This is a genomic window from Streptomyces adustus (assembly GCF_009377175.1).
GTDB lineage: Bacteria > Actinomycetota > Actinomycetes > Streptomycetales > Streptomycetaceae > Streptomyces > Streptomyces adustus.
Genome location: NZ_VJZD01000049.1, coordinates 1 through 23,572 on the forward strand (window position 1 = coordinate 1; position 23,572 = coordinate 23,572).

Consider the following 23,572-nt stretch of genomic DNA (forward strand, 5'->3'; position numbering starts at 1 on the left):
GTACCACCGTGGTCCTGGCCGGCCCCCGTACCACCGTGGTCCTGGCCGGCCCCCGTACCACCGTGGTCCTGGCCAGCCCCCGTACCACCGTGGTCCTGGCCGGTCGCCCCCGCGGGCACCGGTCCGTGCAGCCACGCCTTCAGCGGGCCGTTCTTGCTGGCCACCGTCATCTCATGGAAGTCGGCGGCCGGGATGCCGGGGTGGTCATGGCGTACGACACCGGAGTGCAGGGCGTCCGAGACGCACAGGGCGAAGTCGCCGGTGCGCTCGCGCAGCGCGGCCCGCAGCACGTCCGCGTCCAGCAGCCGGCAGGCGTGGTTGAGGTCGCTGCCGACCCAGCCGTCGTGCCGGTCCACGGCCACGTAACCGGTGGCGAGGACACCGCGCAGCCGGATCTGCGCGGAGCTGGACGCCATGCGGTTGACCGTCCGCAGCTGGGCCGGGACCTCCGTGAGCAGGGCCCGCAGCAGTGCCGTGACCGGGGCGCCCGCGTCGATCAGCTCCATCACCGAGTCCCCGCGGTCGGCCCGCAGCCGCCGGGTCTCGTCGATGCCCGCGCTCTCCAGCGTGCGGTCGGCGATGTCGTAGAGCATGCGCCGCAGATAGGCCTGCTCCACATCGTCCCGATGGCTGAACCTCTCGATGTCCAGCAGCAGGATCGTGCGGTTCACAGGGTCGGTCATGGTCGCCTCTCGGGGGGTGTGCCGTGCAGAGCAGCAGCGTGGTGGCGACGGGGCTCGGGCGGTGAGGGCGGATGACCCATTCGGAGTGTGACCGTGTGCACAGAAGGGCGTCCGAGGCAGGTGAGACACCATGGCCCGAGCGCGTCCGTCTGCACGCTCGCCCGCATCGGCTTCCCCGGGTGCCGACGCGCGGCGGGCTCCCCTCAGTCCTCCGACGGCCCCGGTGGCGTCGGAATCCCCGCCGCAGGACCCGTCGCCGCGATGCGGCGCAGGATGTCCGGCCGCATGATCAGCATGGTGCGGCGGCCCGTGGCCACGGCCCCCTTGTCCCGCAGTTCGCGCAGCAGGCGCTGCACCATCTCCCGGGACGCCCCCACCGAGCCGGCCAGCTCCTGCTTGCTGAGCGGCACCGCCAGCTCGACGCCGTCCGGGGTGCGACGGCCGTGGGTGCGGGCCAGATCCAGCAGCAGGACGGCGAAACGCTCCCGCACGCTCATCGAGGCGAACTCCAGCCGGCGCCGGTCCGCCGCGCGGGTGCGGTCCGCGGTGAGCCCGAGGAGGGCGAAGGAGACGGCGGGGGAGCGGCCGAGGAAGTCCTTGAAGCGGTCGCGTTCGACCGCCACCGCCCTCACCGGCTCCAGCGCGGTCACCGTCGCCGACCGCGAGCGCCCGGTCAGCGCGGCCGACTCGCCGACGATGTCGCCGGGGCCGCGCAGCGCCAGCAGGGCCTCGTAGCCGTTGGCGGCCGAGGCGGTGACCTTGGTCCAGCCGTGGACGAGGAAGAGGACGTGCGAGGAGGGCTCGTGCTGGCGGACCAGGACCATGCGGGGTGTGAAGTCCAGCGAGCGGCCCAGGGCCAGCAGCGCGGAGCGGTCCTCGCTCTCCAGCCGGGCCAGGAACGGCACCCGGTCGTCCAGCCCGCCGTCGTCCGGCGAGTACGCAGGTGTCCACATTGTCATGCTCAGCCCCCGATTCCCCGCAACGACGGATCAACGTACTGAAAGCGCAAGATCGTGGAGCGTGAAAGGGCGCGAATCGGCCATTTGTGGGTGAGGGCTTCAGGCCGCTCCGGTCGCGGTGACCCGCGTCGGTCCGTATCGTTGATCGGTGCGGTGATCGGTGTAGGTCTGTCGCGCGCGGACGGGTTCGGGCCGGGAACCGCTGATTCGAAGATCGTGGACGGGGTTCCGGCTTCGGCTTGAATCGTGTGGGCCTACCGGTCCTGCCCATTTGTTTTGACCGCAGCGAATGAGGTAGGTACGCTCAGACCTTGTGCCTGGGGTGTGCCCTGGCCCTCGTGCGTGCCTTGAAACCGTACGCGGGGCCTGTCAACGGCCACCGCGATCTGTGCCCTTTTCGCCTTGCGGCGAAGGTCTGCCGGATTCGACACACCCGACCGCGTGGGTCGGCGAATGTTCCAGGTTAGCTTCACCATTCGGCACACAGAAACCGGAGAAGTAGTGCCTACGATCCAGCAGCTGGTCCGGAAGGGCCGGCAGGACAAGGTCGAGAAGAACAAGACGCCCGCACTCGAGGGTTCGCCCCAGCGTCGTGGCGTCTGCACGCGTGTGTTCACGACCACCCCGAAGAAGCCGAACTCGGCCCTGCGTAAGGTCGCGCGTGTGCGTCTGACCAGCGGCATCGAGGTCACCGCTTACATTCCGGGTGAGGGACACAACCTGCAGGAGCACTCCATCGTGCTCGTGCGCGGCGGCCGTGTGAAGGACCTGCCTGGTGTTCGCTACAAGATCATCCGCGGTTCGCTTGACACCCAGGGTGTCAAGAACCGCAAGCAGGCCCGCAGCCGCTACGGCGCCAAGAAGGAGAAGTAAGAATGCCTCGTAAGGGCCCCGCCCCGAAGCGCCCGGTCATCATCGACCCGGTCTACGGTTCTCCTCTTGTCACGTCGCTGATCAACAAGGTGCTGCTGAACGGCAAGCGCTCCACCGCCGAGCGCATCGTCTACGGCGCCATGGAGGGTCTGCGTGAGAAGACGGGCAACGACCCGATCATCACGCTGAAGCGCGCGCTTGAGAACATCAAGCCGACCCTTGAGGTCAAGTCCCGCCGTGTCGGTGGTGCGACCTACCAGGTCCCGATCGAGGTCAAGCCCGGTCGCGCCAACACCCTCGCGCTGCGCTGGCTCGTCGGTTACTCCCGCGCCCGTCGCGAGAAGACCATGACCGAGCGCCTCCTCAACGAGCTTCTCGACGCCTCGAACGGCCTCGGTGCGGCCGTGAAGAAGCGCGAGGACACCCACAAGATGGCCGAGTCCAACAAGGCCTTCGCGCACTACCGCTGGTAGTCGCAGACCCCATCGAGACCGAGAGAAGACTGAAGCCTTATGGCTACCACTTCACTTGACCTGGCCAAGGTCCGCAACATCGGGATCATGGCCCACATCGACGCGGGCAAGACGACCACCACTGAGCGGATCCTCTTCTACACCGGCGTCAGCTACAAGATCGGTGAGGTCCACGACGGCGCTGCCACCATGGACTGGATGGAGCAGGAGCAGGAGCGTGGCATCACGATCACCTCTGCTGCCACCACCTGTCACTGGCCGCTCGAGGACAACGACTACACGATCAACATCATCGACACCCCCGGGCACGTCGACTTCACGGTCGAGGTGGAGCGTTCGCTCCGCGTCCTCGACGGTGCCGTCACGGTGTTCGACGGTGTCGCCGGTGTCGAGCCGCAGTCCGAGACGGTGTGGCGTCAGGCCGACCGTTACGGCGTGCCGCGCATCTGCTTCGTGAACAAGCTGGACCGCACCGGCGCCGAGTTCCACCGCTGCGTGGACATGATCAAGGACCGCCTCGGCGCTGTCCCGATCATCATGCAGCTGCCGATCGGTGCCGAGATGGACTTCAAGGGCGTTGTGGACCTGGTCCGCATGAAGGCGCTCGTGTGGTCCGCCGAGGCGGCGAAGGGCGAGATGTACGACGTCGTCGACATCCCGGCCACGCACGCCGAGGCTGCCGAGGAGTACCGCGGCAAGCTGGTCGAGACCGTCGCGGAGCACGACGACGAGATCATGGAGCTGTTCCTGGAGGGCCAGGAGCCCACCGAGGAGCAGCTGTACGCCGCGATCCGTCGCGTCACCATCGCGTCCGGCAAGTCCAAGGACGTCACGGTCACCCCGGTGTTCTGTGGCACCGCGTTCAAGAACAAGGGCGTTCAGCCCCTGCTCGACGCGGTCGTCCGCTACCTGCCGACCCCGCTCGACGTCGAGGCCATCGAGGGTCACGACGTCAAGGACGCCGACGTCGTCGTCAAGCGCAAGCCGTCGGACGACGAGCCGCTGTCCGCGCTCGCCTTCAAGATCATGAGCGACCCGCACCTGGGCAAGCTCACCTTCGTCCGGATCTACTCCGGTCGTCTGGAGTCCGGCACCGCGGTGCTGAACTCGGTCAAGGGCAAGAAGGAGCGCATCGGCAAGATCTACCGCATGCACGCGAACAAGCGTGAGGAGATCGAGTCGGTGGGCGCCGGTGACATCGTCGCCGTCATGGGCCTGAAGCAGACCACCACCGGTGAGACGCTGTCCGACGACAAGAACCCGGTCATCCTGGAGTCCATGGACTTCCCGGCGCCGGTCATTCAGGTCGCCATCGAGCCCAAGTCCAAGGGTGACCAGGAGAAGCTGGGTGTTGCCATCCAGCGTCTCGCGGAGGAGGACCCCTCCTTCCAGGTTCACTCGGACGAGGAGACCGGCCAGACCATCATCGGTGGTATGGGCGAGCTGCACCTCGAGGTGCTGGTCGACCGTATGCGCCGTGAGTTCAAGGTCGAGGCCAACGTCGGCAAGCCGCAGGTCGCGTACCGCGAGACGATCCGCAAGGCCGTCGAGCGACTGGACTACACCCACAAGAAGCAGACCGGTGGTACCGGTCAGTTCGCCAAGGTGCAGATCGCGATCGAGCCCATCGAGGGCGGCGACGCCTCGTACGAGTTCGTGAACAAGGTCACCGGTGGCCGCATCCCGAAGGAGTACATCCCTTCGGTCGACGCCGGTGCGCAGGAGGCCATGCAGTTCGGCATCCTGGCCGGCTACGAGATGACTGGCGTCCGCGTCATCCTCATCGACGGTGGCTACCACGAGGTCGACTCCTCCGAGCTCGCGTTCAAGATCGCCGGTTCGCAGGCCTTCAAGGAGGCCGCGCGCAAGGCGTCCCCCGTGCTCCTTGAGCCGATGATGGCCGTCGAGGTCACCACGCCCGAGGACTACATGGGTGAGGTCATCGGCGACATCAACTCCCGCCGTGGTCAGATCCAGGCCATGGAGGAGCGCATGGGCGCCCGGATCGTCAAGGGTCTGGTGCCGCTCTCGGAGATGTTCGGCTACGTCGGCGACCTCCGCAGCAAGACCTCGGGTCGCGCAAGCTACTCGATGCAGTTCGACTCCTACGCCGAGGTTCCGCGGAACGTCGCCGAGGAGATCATCGCGAAGGCCAAGGGCGAGTAACGCACTCCGTTCTCACGCTTTAGGCTTGACTCCTGAGCCTCACGGGTCATTCCTCCGCATTCGCGGGGGGATGACCCGGGGCCCGGGCTTACCAGCAAAGATCACCTGGCGCCGATGAGTAAGGCGTACAGAACCACTCCGTAGGAGGATCCCAGTGGCGAAGGCGAAGTTCGAGCGGACTAAGCCGCACGTCAACATCGGCACCATCGGTCACATCGACCACGGTAAGACGACCCTCACGGCCGCCATTACCAAGGTGCTGCACGACAAGTACCCGGACCTGAACGAGGCCTCGGCCTTCGACCAGATCGACAAGGCTCCCGAAGAGCGCCAGCGCGGTATCACCATCTCCATCGCGCACGTCGAGTACCAGACTGAGGCGCGTCACTACGCCCACGTCGACTGCCCGGGTCACGCGGACTACATCAAGAACATGATCACCGGTGCCGCGCAGATGGACGGCGCGATCCTCGTGGTCGCCGCCACCGACGGCCCGATGCCGCAGACCAAGGAGCACGTGCTCCTGGCCCGCCAGGTCGGCGTTCCGTACATCGTTGTCGCCCTGAACAAGGCCGACATGGTGGACGACGAGGAGATCCTGGAGCTCGTCGAGCTCGAGGTCCGTGAGCTCCTCTCCGAGTACGAGTTCCCGGGCGACGAGCTTCCTGTCGTCAAGGTCTCGGCGCTCAAGGCCCTCGAGGGCGACGCGGAGTGGGGCCAGACCGTTCTGGACCTCATGGACGCCGTCGACGCCTCCATCCCGGAGCCCGAGCGTGACGTCGACAAGCCGTTCCTCATGCCCATCGAGGACGTCTTCACGATCACCGGTCGCGGTACGGTCGTCACCGGCCGTATCGAGCGTGGTGTCCTGAAGGTCAACGAGACCGTCGACATCATCGGCATCAAGACCGAGAAGACCACCACCACGGTCACCGGTATCGAGATGTTCCGCAAGCTGCTCGACGAGGGCCAGGCCGGTGAGAACGTCGGTCTGCTCCTCCGTGGCATCAAGCGCGAGGACGTCGAGCGCGGCCAGGTCATCATCAAGCCGGGCTCGGTCACCCCGCACACCGAGTTCGAGGCGCAGGCCTACATCCTGTCCAAGGACGAGGGTGGCCGCCACACGCCGTTCTTCAACAACTACCGTCCGCAGTTCTACTTCCGTACGACGGACGTGACGGGCGTTGTGACCCTCCCCGAGGGCACCGAGATGGTCATGCCGGGTGACAACACCGAGATGTCGGTGCAGCTCATCCAGCCCATCGCCATGGAAGAGGGCCTGAAGTTCGCCATCCGTGAGGGTGGCCGGACGGTCGGCGCCGGCCAGGTCATCAAGATCACGAAGTGATCTTGTGCCCGACCCGGTAGCTACAGCCTGAGCTGAGCTCCAGAAGGGGCCCGTACGACTTCGGTCGTACGGGCCCCTTCGCATGCCCGGGGACGGTCCGGGGACGGTCCGGGGACGGTCCGGGGACGGCCGGGGGACGGCCCGCCAGGGAAACGCGCCTCGGTCCTGAATCGCCCTGGATTGGCTAGGATTGGGGCGGATTGGCACGGATCAGCCCACCCTGTGGTGCCCGTTGTCTCGGCGGGCGGACAAGTCCGTATACAGAGAATGGTCGGAGTTACCGTGTACGGACGATCCCCGCAGGTGAAGTGCCCTTCTACCGCCGCGTATACGGAATCGCGTAACGCGAGCGAAATTCAGGAGTAACACTGTGGGGGCGTTCTTCCGCCTTCGGGCGGGGGATCCATAGGTCTGCGCACCGGCAACGGCGCCGAGCGCACGCACCCCGCCGGTCGTACCGGAATGCCGGGTTGCCAGGCGTCCACCCCTGCCCGGGTGCGCCCTGGCCCCTATGCCGATGCCGCCGGAAACCACCCGGTCGGACCACCCAGGTCCGCCGTTCCGGCCACTCCCTCAGAAGGGATCCCCAGGTGACCCGTCCTGACCCGAAGAGCCGTATCGCGTCCCTGCTCGCCGACATCGAGCGGCGCAATCCGGCGCAGCCCGAGTTCCACCAGGCCGCGCACGAGGTGCTTGAAACCCTGGCCCCGGTTCTCTCGCAGCGCCCGGAGTACGCGGACGCGGCCCTCGTCGAACGCCTGGTGGAGCCCGAGCGGCAGATCATCTTCCGTGTCCCGTGGACGGACGACCACGGCAAGGTCCACGTCAACCGCGGCTACCGGGTGGAGTTCAACAGCGCGCTCGGCCCGTACAAGGGCGGTCTGCGCTTCCACCCGTCGGTGAACCTGGGCATCGTGAAGTTCCTCGGCTTCGAGCAGATCTTCAAGAACGCGCTGACCGGTCTGGGTATCGGCGGCGGCAAGGGCGGCAGCGACTTCGACCCGCACGGGAAGTCGGACGCCGAGGTCATGCGGTTCTGCCAGTCGTTCATGACGGAGCTGTACCGGCACATCGGTGAGCACACGGACGTGCCGGCGGGCGACATCGGCGTGGGCGGCCGCGAGATCGGCTACATGTTCGGCCAGTACCGGCGCATCACCAACCGCTGGGAGGCCGGTGTCCTCACCGGCAAGGGCACGCACTGGGGCGGTTCGCTGATCCGGCCCGAGGCCACCGGTTACGGCAGCGTGCTGTTCGCCGCCGCCATGCTGCGCGAGCGCGGCGAGGACCTGGAGGGCCGCACCGCGGTCGTCTCCGGCTCCGGCAACGTCGCGATCTACACCATCGAGAAGCTCACCGCTCTCGGCGCCAACCCCGTGACCTGCTCCGACTCGACCGGCTACGTCGTCGACGACAAGGGCATCGACGTCGAACTGCTCAAGCAGGTCAAGGAGGTCGAGCGCGGCCGGGTCTCCGACTACGTGGCACGGCGCGGCGCGTCGGCGCGGTTCGTCGCGAACGGCAGCGTCTGGGACGTGCCCGGCGATGTGGCGCTGCCCTCGGCCACCCAGAACGAACTGGACGCGACCGCGGCGGCCACGCTGATCGGCAACGGCGTCAAGGCGGTCTCCGAGGGCGCCAACATGCCCACCACCCCCGAGGCCGTCCACCTCTTCCAGCAGGCGGGCGTCGCCTTCGGCCCCGGCAAGGCGGCCAACGCGGGCGGTGTCGCGGTCAGCGCGCTGGAGATGAGCCAGAACCACGCCCGCACCTCGTGGTCGCGTGAGCGGGTCGAGGACGAGCTGACCGGCATCATGAACAACATCCACGACGTCTGCCACGAGACCGCCGAACGCTACGGCGTCCCCGGCGACTACGTCAGCGGCGCCAACATCGCCGGCTTCGAGCGCGTGGCGGACGCGATGCTGGAGCAGGGTGTGATCTGACGAAGGTCCGCCGTCCGCGCGTGCGGTCGGCGCCGGCCGAGGGGCTCGTACGACTTCGGTCGTACGGGTCCCTCGTCGTATCGGGGTTCGGAAGGGGGGGGCCGGCGGTCATCTCGCCGGTGCGAACACGCTTCGTTCCACCAGGTCCGGGAGGACGCGGGCGGCGGCCCGGAAATCGTGGTCGTCGTGCAGTACGACGAGGCCGTGGTGGGCGGCCGTGGCGCAGACCAGCCAGTCGACCGTGGACAGGCTCTGGTGCTGTCCACGCTGGGCGAGCCGGTACTGGGCCGCCTCGATCCAACGCCAGGCATTCTTCGGGATCACGACGTCGAGGTACAGGTCGGCGAACATCTCGGTCATGTGGTCGAACTCGTCGAGGTTTCTGGCCGACTGCAGGAACTCCGTCCGCTGAGCGGCACACGACCCGATGGCTCCTTCATCGATTTCGTGTGCCCAGAGATCGTTGAGTTTCCGGTCGCGCTGAAGCCGCCACACGGCGGTGGAGTCGGCGAGGTAGCGGATCACGGTCAGGCGATGTCCTTGTCCGTGCGGTCGTCACTCACGTGGCCCTTCTCCGCCGAGTGCCGTGCCCAGAACCCGTCCTCGTCCCACTGCTGGGCCCTGTCCAGGTGGCGCAGCCGGGCCTCGGTGCGCCGCCGACGCTCGGCGTACTCCCGCAGTGCCAGGTTGACCATCTCCTTCTTGGTCTTGGCGTTGGACAGCCTCATCGCCTCGGCGAGGGCGTCGTCGTCGATGTCGATCTGGGTCGCGGACATGGGACACCTCCGGCAGATGTGCTTCATACAAAGGTACCCAATGCTCCATACATCGCTACCTCGAATACCGAAGCGAGCCAGGACAGCTCCGGGTGCAGGGGGAGGTGGTCGCCGACCACCGTTCCGGGAGCCTCAGCTCGGCCCAGACGATCTTGCGAGGGAGTGGTCCGGCGGTGCTGCCCCAGCGGTCGGCCAGGGCGTCGACCAGGAGCAGTCCCCGGCCCGACTCGGCTTCCTCCGCGGGGTGTTGCAGCCGCGGCCGGCGGTCGTCGCGGGTGTCGGTGACCTCGATGCGCAGGGTGTCGCCGACGACGTACAGCGTGAGACGGAAGTTGCGTCCCGGTACGCGGCCGTGTGTCGCCGCGTTGCTCGCCAGCTCCGCGACGATCTGGTCGGCCGGGCTCAACGCCAGCTCCCAGGAGCGTAGTTGCTCGGTGGCCAGCAGCCTGGCCAGACGGGCACCGCGTGGCGTGGGGGACAGCAGCACGCTGAAGTTGCGGACGGGCTCGACGCGTTGGGCCTCCGGCCCGGCGGTTTCCTGATTCACGTCACTCAGCGTGTCCGACCTTGCCTACTGTGAGCTGCGATGACGCCTGTGCGTACCGGGACTGTCCGGTCGCTGTCCTGATCTGTCCCGGCTGTCCCGGGTGTCGTACCGGAACCGTGGGCGTTGGAGGTGGGTGGGTATGAGCAGCGAGAGCGCGGACGAGCCGGGGTGGGACGTCAGCCCGGAGGACGAGATCGCCCCGGTGGTCGAGGCGACCGGCCGCCAGATCAGGCTCTGGCGGGAGGCGGCCGGGATGCGGGTGGTCGAGTTCGGGCGGGCGATCGGCTACGGGGAGGACCTGGTCCGCAAGGTGGAGCGCGGGGCGCGCATCCCCCGGGCGGACTTCCTGGACCGCGCGGACGACGCCCTGAACGCCGGCGGTCGCCTCAGGGCCTTCAAGGAGGACATGGAGAAGGCCCGGTACCCGAAGAAGGTGCGCGAACTGAAGATGCTGGAGGAGCGGGCGGTCGAGCTGCTGCTTTACAGCAACCACAACATCCATGGGTTGTTGCAGACGGAGGCGTACGCGCGGGCGCTCTTCGCTACGTGGCGGCCCACACTGTCGCAGGACGAGTTGGAGCGAGCAGTGGCCGCGCGGATGGCAAGGCGGTCAATTTTCAACCGGTCACCCGTTCCGGAGCTCAGTTTTGTGCAGGAGGAGGTGACTCTGCGGCGGCCCGTCGGAGGCGCAATGGTGCACCGCCGTCAGCTCGAACACCTGCTGGAGATGGCACAGTTGGCGCAGGTCGAGTTCCAGGTGATGCCCACCGCGCGAGCCGATCATCCTGGTGCGGCTGGGCGGATCCAGGTGCTGAAGTTCGGGGATGGCACGGCAGCGGGACGTACCGACGGCGAGTTCAACGGGCGCCCGGTCTCAGACCCGAGGCACATCCGGATTCTCGAACTGAGGTACGGCATCATCAGGGCTCAAGCTCTCTCGCCGGGGGAGTCGCTGGCCTTCATCGAGCAAGTGCTGGGAGAGACATGACGCACGAGACCTCGGTCGACGAAGCCTCCGAGCTGAAGTGGTTGAAAAGCAGCTACAGCGACAGCAGTAACCCCAGTGACTGCGTCGAAATAGCCCCCACCCCCACCACGATCCACATCCGCGACTCCAAGAACCCGGGCGGCGATCGTCTGGCGACGGCCCCCGCCGCCTGGGCGGCGTTCGTCCGCTTCGCGGCTCAGGGCTGACCAGGGCTTCCTGGCCGAGGAGGGCGGGGTTCGGGACCCGCTCTGCGGCGGGCGAGCGGGGCTCATCACGCACCGTGGACCGCCCGTGTTTGACCTGCGTCACTTCGGGGGTATTCTCTCCGGCTCGATTGGCCAGGGCCCCGTCCCTTATGGCAGACTGTCGGAGTTGCTCGGTCGAGTGCCGATGCTGCGCGCCTCCCGTCGGGAGGACCGGAAGCGAGTCCCACAGTACTCGTCGCCCAATCTGTCGTGAGGCAGCGCTGGGGCGGACGTACGGGAATCTTCCGGGAAGTGTCAGCGGGGTGCGGACCAGGCGCCCGGTGGGTGTTCTCACCCCCGGTCCTGCGGTTGCTTTCGGGCAGAGCCGCGTCCCTGGTGGGGAATCCATATATGGACATCCCTGTCGCCAGGAGCGCGACACACCCGACCGCGTGGGTCGGAGGTCGGGACGCGAACCCTCGGGTGCCAGAGCGTTATATCGAGACAAAGGACTACTGAGTAGCCATGGCGGGACAGAAGATCCGCATCCGGCTCAAGGCCTACGACCACGAGGTCATCGACTCCTCGGCGAAGAAGATCGTCGAGACGGTGACCCGCACTGGTGCGTCGGTCGCGGGCCCGGTGCCGCTGCCCACTGAGAAGAACGTGTACTGCGTCATCAAGTCGCCGCACAAGTACAAGGACTCTCGCGAGCACTTCGAGATGCGCACGCACAAGCGCCTCATCGACATCCTCGACCCCACGCCCAAGACCGTTGACTCTCTGATGCGACTCGACCTCCCGGCCGGTGTCGACATCGAGATCAAGCTCTAGGGATCGGTGATCTGAGAATGGCTAAGCAGATCAAGGGCATCCTGGGCGAGAAGCTCGGCATGACGCAGGTGTGGGACGAGAACAACCGTGTTGTTCCGGTCACCGTCGTCAAGGCCGGCCCCAACGTCGTCACCCAGGTCCGCACGAACGACGTCGACGGCTACGAGTCCGTCCAGATCGCGTTCGGCGAGATCGACCCGCGCAAGGTGAACAAGCCCCTCAAGGGCCACTTCGCGAAGGCCGACGTCACCCCCCGTCGCCACCTCGTCGAGATCCGTACCGCTGACGCCAGCGAGTACACCCTCGGCCAGGAGATCACCGCTGAGGTGTTCGAGGCCGGCATCAAGGTGGACGTGACCGGCAAGAGCAAGGGCAAGGGCTTCGCCGGTGTCATGAAGCGTCACAACTTCAAGGGCCTCGGCGCCGGTCACGGCACCCAGCGCAAGCACCGCTCCCCCGGTTCCATCGGTGGCTGCGCCACCCCGGGCCGCGTGTTCAAGGGCCTCCGCATGGCGGGCCGCATGGGCAACGAGCGGGTCACCACCCAGAACCTGACCGTCCACGCCGTTGACGCGGAGAAGGGTCTGCTGCTCATCAAGGGCGCGGTTCCCGGTCCGAACGGCGGCCTCGTCCTGGTCCGCACCGCGGCCAAGGGGGCCTGAGGTACCGATGAGCACTGTTGACATCCTTTCGCCTGCGGGCGAGAAGACCGGTAGCGTCGAGCTCCCCGCGGAGATCTTCGGCGTGGAGAAGATCAGCATCCCGCTGATCCACCAGGTCGTCGTCGCGCAGAACGCTGCCGCCCGTCAGGGCACGCACAAGACCAAGACCCGCGGCGAGGTTCGCGGTGGCGGTAAGAAGCCTTACCGTCAGAAGGGCACCGGCCGCGCGCGCCAGGGCTCGACCCGTGCGCCGCAGTTCGCCGGCGGTGGCGTCGTCCACGGCCCGCAGCCGCGTGACTACTCGCAGCGGACCCCGAAGAAGATGAAGGCTGCCGCTCTGCGTCACGCCCTCACCGACCGGGCCCGCCACAACCGCATTCACGTCGTCACCGGCGTGATCGAGGGCGAGACCCCCTCCACGAAGGCCGCTCGCACGCTGTTCGGCAAGATCTCGGAGCGCAAGAACCTGCTCCTGGTCGTCGACCGCGCCGACGAGGCCGCGTGGCTGTCCGCCCGCAACCTGCCCCAGGTCCACATCCTGGAGCCGGGCCAGCTGAACACGTACGACGTGATCGTCTCGGACGACGTGGTCTTCACCCAGGCCGCTCTCGAGTCCTTCGTCGCCGGCCCGAAGGCCAACGACACCGAAGGGAGCGAGGCCTGATGGCTACGCGTCACCCGAGCATCGCCTCGAAGGCCGCCAAGGCCGCCAAGGCCGCGCGCGTCGCCAAGGCGAAGCGCCACGCCACCGAGGGCAAGAACACCGTCGAGACGCCGCTGAGCAAGTCCTTCACGGACCCCCGTGACGTGCTCCTCAAGCCGGTCGTCTCGGAGAAGAGCTACGCGCTGCTCGACGAGGGCAAGTACACCTTCGTCGTGGCGCCGGGCTCCAACAAGACCCAGATCAAGGAGGCCGTCCAGGCGGTCTTCTCGGTCAAGGTCACCGGGGTCAACACGATCAACCGCCAGGGCAAGCGCAAGCGCACCAAGAGCGGTTTCGGTAAGCGTGCTGACACCAAGCGCGCGATCGTGACCCTCGCCGAGGGCGACCGTATCGACATCTTCGGCGGTCCGACCGCGTAAGCGGGTCGGATCGTCCGATATCGGACGAGGACTGAGAAATGGGAATCCGCAAGTACAAGCCGACTACGCCGGGCCGTCGTGGCTCCAGCGTCGCCGACTTCGTCGAGGTCACGCGGTCCACGCCGGAGAAGTCGCTGGTCCGCCCGCTGCACAGCAAGGGCGGCCGTAACAACGCCGGTCGTGTGACCGTTCGCCACCAGGGTGGCGGACACAAGCGCGCCTACCGTGTGATCGACTTCCGTCGTCACGACAAGGACGGCGTGCCGGCGAAGGTCGCGCACATCGAGTACGACCCCAACCGCACCGCGCGCATCGCGCTGCTGCACTACGCGGACGGCGAGAAGCGCTACATCCTCGCCCCGCGCAACCTGTCGCAGGGTGACCGCGTCGAGAACGGTCCTGGGGCCGACATCAAGCCGGGCAACAACCTGGCGCTCCGCAACATCCCGGTCGGTACCACGATCCACGCGATCGAGATCCGTCCCGGTGGCGGCGCCAAGTTCGCCCGCTCCGCCGGTGCCTCGGTGCAGCTGCTCGCGAAGGAGGGCACCATGGCCCACCTCCGCATGCCCTCCGGTGAGATCCGCCTGGTCGACCAGCGCTGCCGCGCCACGGTCGGCGAGGTCGGCAACGCCGAGCAGAGCAACATCAACTGGGGCAAGGCCGGCCGCAAGCGCTGGCTGGGCGTCCGCCCGACCGTTCGCGGTGTGGCGATGAACCCGGTTGACCACCCGCACGGTGGTGGTGAAGGCAAGACCTCCGGTGGTCGTCACCCGGTCTCGCCGTGGGGTCAGAAGGAGGGTCGTACTCGTTCGCCGAAGAAGGCTTCGAACAAGTACATCGTCCGCCGCCGCAAGACGAACAAGAAGCGCTAGGAGCGGGTTTAGATGCCGCGCAGTCTCAAGAAGGGGCCCTTCGTCGACGACCACCTGATCAAGAAGGTGGACGTACAGAACGAAGCCGGCACCAAGAACGTCATCAAGACCTGGTCCCGTCGCTCGATGATCATCCCGGCCATGCTCGGCCACACGATCGCGGTGCACAACGGCAAGACCCACATCCCGGTGTTTGTCACCGAGTCGATGGTCGGCCACAAGCTCGGCGAGTTCTCGCCGACGCGCACCTTCCGGGGTCACGTCAAGGACGACCGGAAGTCGAAGCGCCGCTAGTAGCGGGGTGGATTGACCATGACAGACACTGGAAGGACAACCATGGAAGCCAGGGCCCAGGCGCGGTACATCCGCGTCACGCCCATGAAGGCCCGCCGCGTGGTGGACCTTATCCGTGGCATGGATGCCACGGAGGCTCAGGCGGTCCTGCGTTTCGCCCCGCAGGCCGCGAGCGTGCCGGTCGGCAAGGTGCTGGACAGCGCCATTGCCAACGCCGCGCACAACTACGACCACACTGACGCCGACAGCCTCTACATCTCCGAGGCGTACGTCGACGAGGGCCCGACCCTGAAGCGGTTCCGTCCGCGTGCCCAGGGCCGCGCCTACCGGATCCGCAAGCGGACCAGCCACATCACCGTGGTCGTCAGCAGCAAGGAAGGAACCCGGTAATGGGCCAGAAGGTAAACCCGCACGGGTTCCGGCTCGGTGTCACGACCGACTTCAAGTCGCGTTGGTACGCCGACAAGCTGTACAAGGACTACGTCAAGGAAGACGTCGCCATCCGTCGGATGATGACGTCCGGCATGGAGCGCGCCGGCATCTCGAAGGTTGAGATCGAGCGCACCCGTGACCGCGTGCGTGTGGACATCCACACCGCTCGTCCGGGCATCGTCATCGGCCGCCGTGGCGCCGAGGCCGACCGCATCCGCGGCGACCTCGAGAAGCTCACGGGCAAGCAGGTCCAGCTGAACATCCTCGAGGTCAAGAACCCCGAGACCGACGCTCAGCTGGTTGCCCAGGCCGTCGCCGAGCAGCTCTCCTCCCGCGTCTCCTTCCGTCGGGCCATGCGCAAGAGCATGCAGTCCGCCATGAAGGCCGGCGCCAAGGGCATCAAGATCCAGTGCGGTGGCCGCCTCGGTGGCGCCGAGATGTCCCGCTCGGAGTTCTACCGCGAGGGCCGTGTGCCCCTGCACACGCTCCGCGCGAACGTGGACTACGGCTTCTTCGAGGCCAAGACGACCTTCGGCCGCATCGGCGTGAAGGTCTGGATCTACAAGGGCGACGTCAAGAACATCGCCGAGGTCCGCGCCGAGAACGCTGCTGCCCGCGCGGGCAACCGCCCGGCCCGTGGCGGCGCTGACCGCCCGGCCGGCCGTGGTGGCCGCGGTGGCGAGCGTGGCGGTCGCGGTCGTAAGCCGCAGACGGCTCCGGCTGCCGAGGCCCCCAAGGCCGACGCTCCCGCCGCCGCTCCGGCTGAGAGCACCGGAACGGAGGCCTGACCGACATGCTGATCCCCCGTAGGGTCAAGCACCGCAAGCAGCACCACCCGAAGCGCCGTGGTCAGGCCAAGGGCGGCACGACGGTCGCGTTCGGCGAGTACGGCATCCAGGCCCTCACGCCGGCGTACGTGACCAACCGCCAGATCGAGGCGGCCCGTATCGCCATGACCCGCCACATCAAGCGTGGCGGCAAGGTCTGGATCAACATTTACCCGGACCGTCCCCTGACGAAGAAGCCTGCCGAGACCCGCATGGGTTCCGGTAAGGGTTCTCCGGAGTGGTGGATCGCGAACGTGCACCCGGGTCGGGTCATGTTCGAGCTGTCCTACCCCAACGAGAAGATCGCCCGTGAGGCCCTCACTCGCGCAGCCCACAAGCTGCCGATGAAGTGCCGGATCGTCAAGCGCGAGGCAGGTGAAGCGTGATGTCGGCCGGTACCAAGGCGTCCGAGCTGCGCGAGCTGGGCAACGAGGAGCTTCTTGCGAAGCTCCGCGAGGCCAAGGAAGAGCTGTTCAACCTCCGCTTCCAGGCGGCGACGGGTCAGCTCGAGAACCACGGTCGGCTCAAGGCCGTCCGTAAGGACATCGCGCGGATCTACACCCTCATGCGTGAGCGCGAGCTGGGCATCGAGACGGTGGAGAACGCCTGATGAGCGAGAGCAACGTGACTGAGAACACCGAGGCGCGCGGTTTCCGCAAGACCCGTGAGGGTCTCGTCGTCAGCGACAAGATGGACAAGACCGTCGTCGTCGCCGTCGAGGACCGTGTCAAGCACGCGCTGTACGGCAAGGTCATCCGCCGTACGAACAAGCTCAAGGCCCACGACGAGCAGAACGCCGCCGGCGTCGGCGACCGTGTCCTCCTCGCGGAGACCCGGCCGCTGTCTGCGACGAAGCGCTGGCGCGTCGTCGAGATCCTCGAGAAGGCCAAGTAATCCCTCCTAGGGGGACCCCCTAGGAATAGTTCCGCCAGGCTCGGGGCGGTTCGCCGTCGTGCGAACCGCCCCGGGAACCGGCAGACAACCAGGAGATAGACGTGATCCAGCAGGAGTCGCGACTGCGTGTCGCCGACAACACTGGTGCGAAGGAGATCCTTTGCATCCGTGTGCTCGGTGGCTCCGGTCGCCGCTACGCGGGCATCGGTGACGTCATCGTCGCCACCGTCAAGGACGCGATCCCCGGCGGCAACGTGAAGAAGGGTGACGTCGTCAAGGCCGTCATCGTTCGCACCGTCAAGGAGCGCCGCCGTCCGGACGGCTCGTACATCCGCTTCGACGAGAACGCCGCCGTCATTCTGAAGAACGACGGCGACCCTCGTGGCACCCGTATCTTCGGCCCTGTCGGCCGTGAGCTGCGCGAGAAGAAGTTCATGAAGATCATCTCGCTCGCGCCGGAGGTGCTGTAAGCATGAAGATCAAGAAGGGCGACCTGGTCCAGGTCATCACCGGTAAGGACAAGGGCAAGCAGGGCAAGGTCATCGCGGCCTTCCCCCGCGAGGACCGTGTCCTGGTCGAGGGTGTCAACCGGGTCAAGAAGCACACGAAGGCCGGCCCGACCGCTCGCGGTTCCCAGGCCGGCGGCATCGTGACCACCGAGGCCCCGATCCACGTTTCCAACGTTCAGCTGGTCGTGGAGAAGGACGGCAACAAGGTCGTCACGCGTGTCGGTTACCGCTTCGACGACGAGGGCAACAAGATCCGCGTTGCCAAGCGGACGGGTGAGGACATCTGATGGCTACCACCACCACCCCGCGTCTCAAGACGAAGTACCGCGAGGAGATCGCGGGCAAGCTGCGTGACGAGTTCAAGTACGAGAACGTCATGCAGATCCCCGGCCTCGTGAAGATCGTGGTCAACATGGGTGTGGGCGACGCCGCCCGCGACTCCAAGCTGATCGATGGCGCGATCCGCGACCTCACCACGATCACCGGCCAGAAGCCGCAGGTCACCAAGGCCCGCAAGTCCATCGCGCAGTTCAAGCTGCGTGAGGGCCAGCCGATCGGTGCCCACGTCACGCTCCGTGGCGACCGCATGTGGGAGTTCCTGGACCGCACCCTGTCGCTCGCGCTGCCGCGCATCCGCGACTTCCGCGGCCTGTCCCCCAAGCAGTTCGACGGCCGTGGCAACTACACCTTCGGTCTCACGGAGCAGGTCATGTTCCACGAGATCGACCAGGACAAGATCGACCGCACCCGGGGTATGGACATCACCGTGGTGACCACGGCGACCAACGACGCTGAGGGCCGTGCGCTCCTTCGTCACCTCGGCTTCCCCTTCAAGGAGGCGTGAGCGAGATGGCGAAGAAGGCTCTCATCGCGAAGGCTGCTCGCAAGCCCAAGTTCGGCGTGCGTGGCTACACGCGCTGCCAGCGCTGCGGCCGTCCCCACTCCGTGTACCGCAAGTTCGGCCTGTGCCGCGTGTGCCTTCGTGAGATGGCTCACCGTGGCGAGCTGCCGGGCGTGACCAAGAGCTCCTGGTAATCCCCTAAATCTAGGGATTCCAAGGGCTCTCGGTAAGCACTGGGCGTGTCAGGTGCCCACCTCTCCATGGCTTAGGCTTGGAGGGTTGGGCGCCTGATTGTCGCCCGTACGACTTACTACGCCGTAGGTCCACCGCGCCGCACCCGTCCCGTCCCGGATCGGGGAGAGGGATGGCGCACCAGGAAACCCCGGCGAGAGAGGCCGAAGGCCAATTCATGACCATGACTGATCCGATCGCAGACATGCTTACGCGTCTGCGGAACGCGAACTCGGCATACCACGACTCCGTGACGATGCCGGCATCGAAGATCAAGTCTCACATCGCGGAGATCCTCCAGCAGGAGGGCTTCATCACGGGCTGGAAGGTCGAGGACGCCGAGGTCGGCAAGAACCTCGTCCTGGAGCTGAAGTTCGGCCCCAACCGTGAGCGCTCCATCGCGGGCATCAAGCGGATTTCCAAGCCCGGTCTCCGGGTTTACGCGAAGTCCACCAACCTGCCGAAGGTGCTCGGCGGGCTCGGCGTGGCGATCATCTCCACGTCCCACGGGCTCCTCACCGACAAGCAGGCCGGCAAGAAGGGCGTAGGCGGAGAAGTCCTCGCCTACGTCTGGTAGCGGAAGGGAACGGAGGAAACAGCTATGTCGCGTATTGGCAAGCTCCCCATCACGGTTCCCGCCGGCGTGGACGTCACCATCGACGGCCAGACGGTTGCGGTCAAGGGCCCCAAGGGCACGCTGACCCACACCGTCGTGGCGCCGATCGAGATCGCCAAGGGTGAGGACGGCGTTCTGAACGTCACCCGCCCCAACGACGAGCGTCAGAGCAAGGCCCTGCACGGCCTGTCCCGCACGCTGGTGGCGAACATGATCACCGGCGTGACCCAGGGTTACGTGAAGAAGCTCGAGATCAGCGGTGTCGGTTACCGCGTTACGGCCAAGGGTTCGAACCTCGAGTTCGCGCTCGGCTACAGCCACCCGATCACGGTCGAGGCGCCCGAGGGAATCACCTTCAAGGTGGAGACCCCGACCCGCTTCCAGGTCGAGGGCATCGACAAGCAGAAGGTCGGCGAGGTTGCGGCCAACATCCGCAAGCTGCGCAAGCCCGACCCGTACAAGGCCAAGGGCGTCAAGTACGAGGGCGAAGTCATCCGCCGCAAGGTCGGAAAGGCGGGTAAGTAAGCCATGGCATACGGACAGAAGATCCTGAAGGGCGACGCCTACAAGCGCGCCGCGATCAAGCGCCGTCACATCCGTATCCGCAAGCGGATCGGTGGCACGGCCGAGCGTCCCCGCCTGGTCGTTACCCGTTCCAACCGCCACATCGTGGCCCAGGTGATCGACGACCTCAAGGGTCACACCCTTGCGTCGGCGTCCACCCTGGACACCTCGATCCGCGGTGGCGAGGGTGACAAGTCGGCCCAGGCCAAGCAGGTCGGCGCGCTTGTCGCCGAGCGTGCCAAGGCCGCGGGCGTCGAGGCTGTCGTATTCGACCGTGGTGGCAACCAGTACGCCGGGCGCATCGCCGCCCTGGCGGACGCCGCCCGCGAAGCCGGTCTGAAGTTCTGAGCCGGTTCCGTAGCTAGCGGAAACAGAGAGAGGTAATTCCAATGGCTGGACCCCAGCGCCGTGGAAGCGGTGCCGGTGGCGGCGAGCGGCGGGACCGGAAGGGCCGTGACGGCGGCGCAGCTGCCGCCGAGAAGACCGCTTACGTCGAGCGTGTCGTCGCGATCAACCGCGTCGCCAAGGTTGTGAAGGGTGGTCGTCGCTTCAGCTTCACCGCGCTGGTCGTGGTGGGCGACGGTGACGGCACCGTGGGTGTCGGTTACGGCAAGGCCAAGGAGGTGCCGGCCGCCATCGCCAAGGGTGTTGAGGAGGCCAAGAAGCACTTCTTCAAGGTCCCCCGTATCCAGGGCACCATCCCGCACCCGATCCAGGGTGAGAAGGCTGCCGGCGTCGTGCTGCTCAAGCCCGCGTCCCCCGGTACCGGTGTTATCGCCGGTGGCCCGGTGCGTGCCGTGCTCGAGTGCGCCGGTATCCACGACGTGCTGTCGAAGTCGCTCGGCTCCGACAACGCGATCAACATCGTGCACGCGACCGTGGCGGCCCTGAAGGGCCTGCAGCGTCCCGAGGAGATCGCGGCCCGCCGTGGTCTGCCCCTCGAGGACGTCGCTCCCGCGGCTCTTCTCCGTGCGCGTGCCGGGGCTGGTGTCTGATGGCGCAGCTCAAGATCACGCAGGTGAAGTCGTACATCGGCAGCAAGCAGAACCACCGTGACACCCTGCGTTCCCTTGGTCTCAAGGGCATCAACACGCAGGTCGTCAAGGAGGACCGCCCCGAGTTCCGCGGCATGGTGCACACCGTCCGCCACCTCGTGACGGTCGAGGAGGTCGACTGATCATGGGTGAGCAGAACCCGCTCAAGATCCACAACCTTCGTCCCGCCCCGGGCGCCAAGACCGCCAAGACCCGTGTCGGTCGTGGTGAGGCGTCGAAGGGTAAGACGGCCGGTCGTGGTACCAAGGGTACGAAGGCCCGTTACCAGGTTCCGGAGCGCTTCGAGGGTGGCCAGATGCCCCTCCACATGCGTCTTCCGAAGCTGAAGGGCTTCAAGAACCCGTTCAAGACCGAGTTCCAGGTCGTGAACCTCGACAAGCTGGCCGCGCTCTACCCCGAGGGTGGCGAGGTCACCGTCGAGGGTCTGGTGGCCAAGGGTGCCGTTCGCAAGAACAGCCTCGTCAAGGTCCTCGGCCAGGGCGAGATCTCCGTGGCGCTCCAGGTGACGGTCGACGCCGTCTCCGGCTCCGCCAAGGAGAAGATCACCGCTGCCGGCGGCACCGTCACCGAGCTCGTCTGAGCCACTCAGGCGTCTCGATGACTTGAACGATCCCGACCGGGGATACCCCACAAATGGGGTATCCCCGGTTGGTCGTTCCAAGGGGAGTAGTGTCGCCGGTAAGGTGGCCTGCACTGCCCACTTTCCTGGGTGCTCCACATGGGGCACTCTGAGCGGCAGATGACCGTTCACTAGTCGTCATTCCATCGGAATCTCAAGACCGTCACCCTTGACGCAGTTGCGCGGGGGTCGCAGGAGGCACCGTGCTCACCGCGTTCGCCCGGGCGTTCAGGACGCCCGACCTGCGCAAGAAGCTGCTCTTCACGCTCGCGATCATCGTGGTCTACCGGGTCGGTACCCACATCCCGATCCCGGGCGTCGACTACAAGTCCGTTCAGCAGTGCGTGGACGAGGCATCCGGCAACCAGGGCCTCTTCGGTCTGGTCAATATGTTCAGCGGCGGCGCGCTGCTCCAGATCACGATCTTCGCCCTCGGCATCATGCCGTACATCACGGCGAGCATCATTCTCCAGCTGCTGACCGTGGTGATCCCGCGTCTGGAGGCCCTCAAGAAGGAGGGCCAGTCCGGCACGGCGAAGATCACGCAGTACACCCGCTACCTGACCGTGGCACTCGCGATTCTTCAGGGCACCGGCCTGGTGGCCACCGCGCGCAGCGGCGCCCTGTTCTCCGGCTGCACGGTCGCGTCGAGCATCGTCCCGGACCGTGCGATCTTCACCACCGTCACGATGGTCATCTGCATGACCGCCGGTACGGCCGTCGTCATGTGGCTGGGCGAGCTGATCACCGACCGCGGTATCGGCAACGGCATGTCGATCCTGATGTTCATCTCGATCGCCGCGACCTTCCCGTCCGCGCTGTGGGCCATCAAGAAGCAGGGCACCCTGGCCGGCGGCTGGATCGAGTTCGGCACCGTCATCCTCGTCGGCCTGGTCATGGTCGGGCTGGTGGTCTTCGTCGAGCAGGCTCAGCGCCGTATTCCCGTCCAGTACGCGAAGCGCATGATCGGCCGCCGTTCCTACGGCGGTACGTCGACCTACATCCCGCTGAAGGTCAACCAGGCGGGTGTGATCCCGGTCATCTTCGCCTCCTCGCTGCTCTACATTCCGGCACTCGTGGCGCAGTTCGCCGGGGGCAATTCCAGCTGGAAGACCTGGATCGAGCAGAACCTCACCAAGGGTGACCACCCGATTTACATCAGCATGTACTTCTTGCTGATCGTTTTCTTCGCGTTCTTCTATGTGGCGATCTCCTTCAACCCCGAGGAAGTCGCCGACAACATGAAGAAGTATGGTGGCTTCATCCCGGGCATCCGGGCTGGCCGACCGACCGCTGAGTACCTGAGCTACGTACTCAACCGGATCACCTGGCCGGGTTCGCTGTACTTGGGCCTGATTGCTCTCGTCCCGACGATGGCGTTGGTTGGCTTCGGGGCAAGCCAGAACTTCCCGTTCGGCGGTACCAGCATCCTCATCATCGTGGGTGTCGGTCTGGAGACGGTGAAGCAGATCGAGAGCCAGCTCCAGCAGCGCAATTACGAAGGGTTCCTCCGCTGATGCGAATCGTCCTCGTCGGGCCGCCGGGCGCCGGTAAGGGAACGCAGGCAACGCTGCTCGCCGCGAAACTGGGCGTGCCCCACATCTCCACGGGCGACCTGTTCCGCGCCAACATCAGCCAGCAGACGGAGCTCGGGAAACTCGCGAAGTCCTACATGGACGCCGGCAACCTCGTCCCCGACGAGGTGACCATCGCCATGGCCAAGGACCGCATGGAGCAGCCCGACGCCGAGAACGGCTTCCTGCTGGACGGTTTCCCGCGCAACGTCTCGCAGGCCGAGGCGCTGGACGAGGTTCTCAACACCGAGAGCATCAAGCTGGACGCGGTACTCGACCTCGAAGTCCCCGAGGCCGAGGTCGTCAAGCGGATCGCCGGCCGGCGCATCTGCCGCAACGACTCCGCGCACGTCTTCCACGTGGAGTACAAGCCCGCCGCCAAGGAAGGCGTCTGCGACGTCTGCGGTGGCGAGCTGTACCAGCGTGACGACGACTCCGAGGACACCGTCCGCAAGCGGCTCGAGGTCTACCACACGCAGACCGAGCCGATCATCGACTACTACAAGGCGCAGGGACTGGTCGTCACGATCTCGTCGCTGGGCCCGGTCGAAGAGATCACCAAGCGGGCGCTCGAAGCGCTCAAGCGCGAGGACGACGACAAGTAGTCGTGTGTACGTCGCCGCAGCCGCGGTTCCCTGAGGAAGGGGACCGCGGCTGCTGTGTGGGGGGTGTGACCGCCCCCACGTATCGTGGAATCCAGCGCGGCCGACGGTCCGCA

At 66.5% G+C, this 23,572-nt stretch carries 35 protein-coding genes; 30 read left to right on the top strand and 5 right to left on the bottom strand.

The genetic code is table 11. The features are described 5' to 3' along the window. Together FNH09_RS14820 and FNH09_RS14825 are read right to left on the bottom strand one after the other, a co-directional pair. The coding region (locus tag FNH09_RS14820) for a hypothetical protein (RefSeq protein WP_238426682.1) at positions 1–683 on the bottom strand (683 nt) is incomplete at its 3' end. 203 nt (positions 684–886) lie between these two features. Beyond that, positions 887–1,636 (bottom strand): Crp/Fnr family transcriptional regulator, encoded by a 750-nt coding sequence (locus tag FNH09_RS14825; protein WP_152888054.1) that lies wholly within the window; start codon positions 1,634–1,636, stop codon positions 887–889. Between the two features lie 507 nt (positions 1,637–2,143). On the opposite strand from FNH09_RS14825, the gene rpsL reads away from it, so the two are divergent. From rpsL to gdhA, 5 genes are all read left to right on the top strand, one after another. After that, entirely contained in the window at positions 2,144–2,515 is a 372-nt protein-coding gene (rpsL, locus tag FNH09_RS14830; RefSeq protein WP_003948652.1) for a 30S ribosomal protein S12, read from the top strand. A 2-nt stretch (positions 2,516–2,517) separates the two neighbouring features. Further along, positions 2,518–2,988: a 30S ribosomal protein S7 gene (gene rpsG, locus FNH09_RS14835; RefSeq protein WP_003992340.1), complete on the top strand. Its 471-nt coding sequence runs from the start codon at positions 2,518–2,520 to the stop codon at positions 2,986–2,988. Positions 2,989–3,027: 39 nt separating this feature from the next. Further along, on the top strand, positions 3,028–5,154 hold the full coding sequence (gene fusA / locus FNH09_RS14840; protein ID WP_152887985.1) for an elongation factor G: 2,127 nt from the start codon (positions 3,028–3,030) through the stop codon (positions 5,152–5,154). Between the two features lie 154 nt (positions 5,155–5,308). Beyond that, on the top strand, positions 5,309–6,502 hold the full coding sequence (gene tuf / locus FNH09_RS14845) for an elongation factor Tu (RefSeq protein ID WP_162468597.1): 1,194 nt from the start codon (positions 5,309–5,311) through the stop codon (positions 6,500–6,502). A gap of 590 nt (positions 6,503–7,092) precedes the next feature. Further along, a complete protein-coding gene (gene gdhA / locus FNH09_RS14850; RefSeq protein WP_162468598.1) occupies positions 7,093–8,448 on the top strand; it encodes an NADP-specific glutamate dehydrogenase in 1,356 nt (451 codons plus the stop codon). A 108-nt stretch (positions 8,449–8,556) separates the two neighbouring features. Here the strand turns inward: gdhA and FNH09_RS14855 are convergent, their stop codons facing one another. The 3 genes from FNH09_RS14855 to FNH09_RS14865 are packed head-to-tail and all read right to left on the bottom strand — an operon-like array spanning position 8,557 to position 9,771. Continuing rightward, complete coding sequence (locus FNH09_RS14855; protein WP_162468599.1) at positions 8,557–8,973, bottom strand: PIN domain-containing protein; 417 nt, start codon at positions 8,971–8,973, stop codon at positions 8,557–8,559. 2 nt (positions 8,974–8,975) lie between these two features. Further along, positions 8,976–9,224 carry a type II toxin-antitoxin system VapB family antitoxin gene (locus FNH09_RS14860; RefSeq protein WP_152887989.1) on the bottom strand — a complete coding sequence of 83 codons (249 nt, stop codon included), beginning with the start codon at positions 9,222–9,224 and terminating at the stop codon, positions 8,976–8,978. A gap of 55 nt (positions 9,225–9,279) precedes the next feature. Continuing rightward, on the bottom strand, positions 9,280–9,771 hold the full coding sequence (locus tag FNH09_RS14865; protein ID WP_162468600.1) for an ATP-binding protein: 492 nt from the start codon (positions 9,769–9,771) through the stop codon (positions 9,280–9,282). A 139-nt stretch (positions 9,772–9,910) separates the two neighbouring features. Here FNH09_RS14865 and FNH09_RS14870 point away from each other — a divergent pair, with 139 nt between their 5' ends. From FNH09_RS14870 to FNH09_RS14995, 25 genes are all read left to right on the top strand, one after another. Further along, a complete protein-coding gene (locus FNH09_RS14870; protein ID WP_152887994.1) occupies positions 9,911–10,759 on the top strand; it encodes a helix-turn-helix domain-containing protein in 849 nt (282 codons plus the stop codon). Further along, entirely contained in the window at positions 10,756–10,965 is a 210-nt protein-coding gene (locus tag FNH09_RS14875) for a DUF397 domain-containing protein (protein ID WP_152887996.1), read from the top strand. Before FNH09_RS14870 ends, FNH09_RS14875 begins: the two co-directional genes overlap by 4 nt. 504 nt (positions 10,966–11,469) lie before the next feature. Beyond that, a complete protein-coding gene (gene rpsJ / locus FNH09_RS14880; RefSeq protein WP_003948644.1) occupies positions 11,470–11,778 on the top strand; it encodes a 30S ribosomal protein S10 in 309 nt (102 codons plus the stop codon). Between the two features lie 17 nt (positions 11,779–11,795). Continuing rightward, positions 11,796–12,440 carry a 50S ribosomal protein L3 gene (rplC, locus tag FNH09_RS14885; RefSeq protein WP_020135811.1) on the top strand — a complete coding sequence of 215 codons (645 nt, stop codon included), beginning with the start codon at positions 11,796–11,798 and terminating at the stop codon, positions 12,438–12,440. Between the two features lie 7 nt (positions 12,441–12,447). Further along, positions 12,448–13,104, top strand: a complete 657-nt coding sequence (rplD, locus tag FNH09_RS14890; protein WP_152887998.1) for a 50S ribosomal protein L4 — start codon at positions 12,448–12,450, stop codon at positions 13,102–13,104. Then, on the top strand, positions 13,104–13,523 hold the full coding sequence (rplW, locus tag FNH09_RS14895; RefSeq protein ID WP_152888000.1) for a 50S ribosomal protein L23: 420 nt from the start codon (positions 13,104–13,106) through the stop codon (positions 13,521–13,523). Before rplD ends, rplW begins: the two co-directional genes overlap by 1 nt. Before the next feature lie 38 nt (positions 13,524–13,561). Next, positions 13,562–14,398: a 50S ribosomal protein L2 gene (gene rplB, locus FNH09_RS14900; RefSeq protein ID WP_020132633.1), complete on the top strand. Its 837-nt coding sequence runs from the start codon at positions 13,562–13,564 to the stop codon at positions 14,396–14,398. Positions 14,399–14,410: 12 nt separating this feature from the next. Beyond that, positions 14,411–14,692 (top strand): 30S ribosomal protein S19, encoded by a 282-nt coding sequence (rpsS, locus tag FNH09_RS14905; protein WP_005481224.1) that lies wholly within the window; start codon positions 14,411–14,413, stop codon positions 14,690–14,692. Positions 14,693–14,734: 42 nt separating this feature from the next. Then, on the top strand, positions 14,735–15,082 hold the full coding sequence (rplV, locus tag FNH09_RS14910; RefSeq protein WP_019329637.1) for a 50S ribosomal protein L22: 348 nt from the start codon (positions 14,735–14,737) through the stop codon (positions 15,080–15,082). Further along, positions 15,082–15,912, top strand: a complete 831-nt coding sequence (gene rpsC / locus FNH09_RS14915; protein WP_152888002.1) for a 30S ribosomal protein S3 — start codon at positions 15,082–15,084, stop codon at positions 15,910–15,912. The genes rplV and rpsC overlap by 1 nt, the downstream gene beginning before the upstream one ends. A 5-nt stretch (positions 15,913–15,917) precedes the next feature. Continuing rightward, a complete protein-coding gene (gene rplP / locus FNH09_RS14920) occupies positions 15,918–16,337 on the top strand; it encodes a 50S ribosomal protein L16 (RefSeq protein ID WP_004927269.1) in 420 nt (139 codons plus the stop codon). Beyond that, positions 16,337–16,561 (top strand): 50S ribosomal protein L29, encoded by a 225-nt coding sequence (gene rpmC, locus FNH09_RS14925; protein ID WP_007494763.1) that lies wholly within the window; start codon positions 16,337–16,339, stop codon positions 16,559–16,561. Before rplP ends, rpmC begins: the two co-directional genes overlap by 1 nt. Then, the gene (rpsQ, locus tag FNH09_RS14930) at positions 16,561–16,845 is read left to right on the top strand and encodes a 30S ribosomal protein S17 (protein ID WP_152888004.1); all 285 of its coding nucleotides are present in this window, start codon (positions 16,561–16,563) and stop codon (positions 16,843–16,845) included. Before rpmC ends, rpsQ begins: the two co-directional genes overlap by 1 nt. A 101-nt stretch (positions 16,846–16,946) precedes the next feature. Next, positions 16,947–17,315, top strand: a complete 369-nt coding sequence (gene rplN, locus FNH09_RS14935) for a 50S ribosomal protein L14 (RefSeq protein WP_003998823.1) — start codon at positions 16,947–16,949, stop codon at positions 17,313–17,315. Positions 17,316–17,317: 2 nt separating this feature from the next. Next, positions 17,318–17,641 (top strand): 50S ribosomal protein L24, encoded by a 324-nt coding sequence (gene rplX / locus FNH09_RS14940; protein ID WP_003992365.1) that lies wholly within the window; start codon positions 17,318–17,320, stop codon positions 17,639–17,641. Further along, positions 17,641–18,198 (top strand): 50S ribosomal protein L5, encoded by a 558-nt coding sequence (gene rplE, locus FNH09_RS14945; RefSeq protein ID WP_152888007.1) that lies wholly within the window; start codon positions 17,641–17,643, stop codon positions 18,196–18,198. The genes rplX and rplE overlap by 1 nt, the downstream gene beginning before the upstream one ends. Positions 18,199–18,203: 5 nt before the next feature. After that, positions 18,204–18,389 carry a type Z 30S ribosomal protein S14 gene (locus FNH09_RS14950; RefSeq protein WP_003948630.1) on the top strand — a complete coding sequence of 62 codons (186 nt, stop codon included), beginning with the start codon at positions 18,204–18,206 and terminating at the stop codon, positions 18,387–18,389. 215 nt (positions 18,390–18,604) lie between these two features. Then, entirely contained in the window at positions 18,605–19,003 is a 399-nt protein-coding gene (gene rpsH / locus FNH09_RS14960) for a 30S ribosomal protein S8 (RefSeq protein ID WP_007384075.1), read from the top strand. A 24-nt stretch (positions 19,004–19,027) separates the two neighbouring features. Beyond that, a complete protein-coding gene (gene rplF / locus FNH09_RS14965; protein WP_152888009.1) occupies positions 19,028–19,567 on the top strand; it encodes a 50S ribosomal protein L6 in 540 nt (179 codons plus the stop codon). Between the two features lie 3 nt (positions 19,568–19,570). Beyond that, the gene (gene rplR, locus FNH09_RS14970) at positions 19,571–19,954 is read left to right on the top strand and encodes a 50S ribosomal protein L18 (protein ID WP_152888011.1); all 384 of its coding nucleotides are present in this window, start codon (positions 19,571–19,573) and stop codon (positions 19,952–19,954) included. Between the two features lie 41 nt (positions 19,955–19,995). Beyond that, complete coding sequence (rpsE, locus tag FNH09_RS14975) at positions 19,996–20,601, top strand: 30S ribosomal protein S5 (RefSeq protein ID WP_094054455.1); 606 nt, start codon at positions 19,996–19,998, stop codon at positions 20,599–20,601. Then, positions 20,601–20,783 carry a 50S ribosomal protein L30 gene (rpmD, locus tag FNH09_RS14980; RefSeq protein WP_003974250.1) on the top strand — a complete coding sequence of 61 codons (183 nt, stop codon included), beginning with the start codon at positions 20,601–20,603 and terminating at the stop codon, positions 20,781–20,783. The genes rpsE and rpmD overlap by 1 nt, the downstream gene beginning before the upstream one ends. Before the next feature lie 2 nt (positions 20,784–20,785). Continuing rightward, positions 20,786–21,241, top strand: a complete 456-nt coding sequence (gene rplO, locus FNH09_RS14985; RefSeq protein ID WP_043381011.1) for a 50S ribosomal protein L15 — start codon at positions 20,786–20,788, stop codon at positions 21,239–21,241. 242 nt (positions 21,242–21,483) lie between these two features. After that, on the top strand, positions 21,484–22,797 hold the full coding sequence (gene secY, locus FNH09_RS14990; protein ID WP_162468601.1) for a preprotein translocase subunit SecY: 1,314 nt from the start codon (positions 21,484–21,486) through the stop codon (positions 22,795–22,797). Continuing rightward, positions 22,797–23,459 (top strand): adenylate kinase, encoded by a 663-nt coding sequence (locus FNH09_RS14995; protein WP_152888013.1) that lies wholly within the window; start codon positions 22,797–22,799, stop codon positions 23,457–23,459. Before secY ends, FNH09_RS14995 begins: the two co-directional genes overlap by 1 nt. Positions 23,460–23,572: the final 113 nt, after the last annotated feature.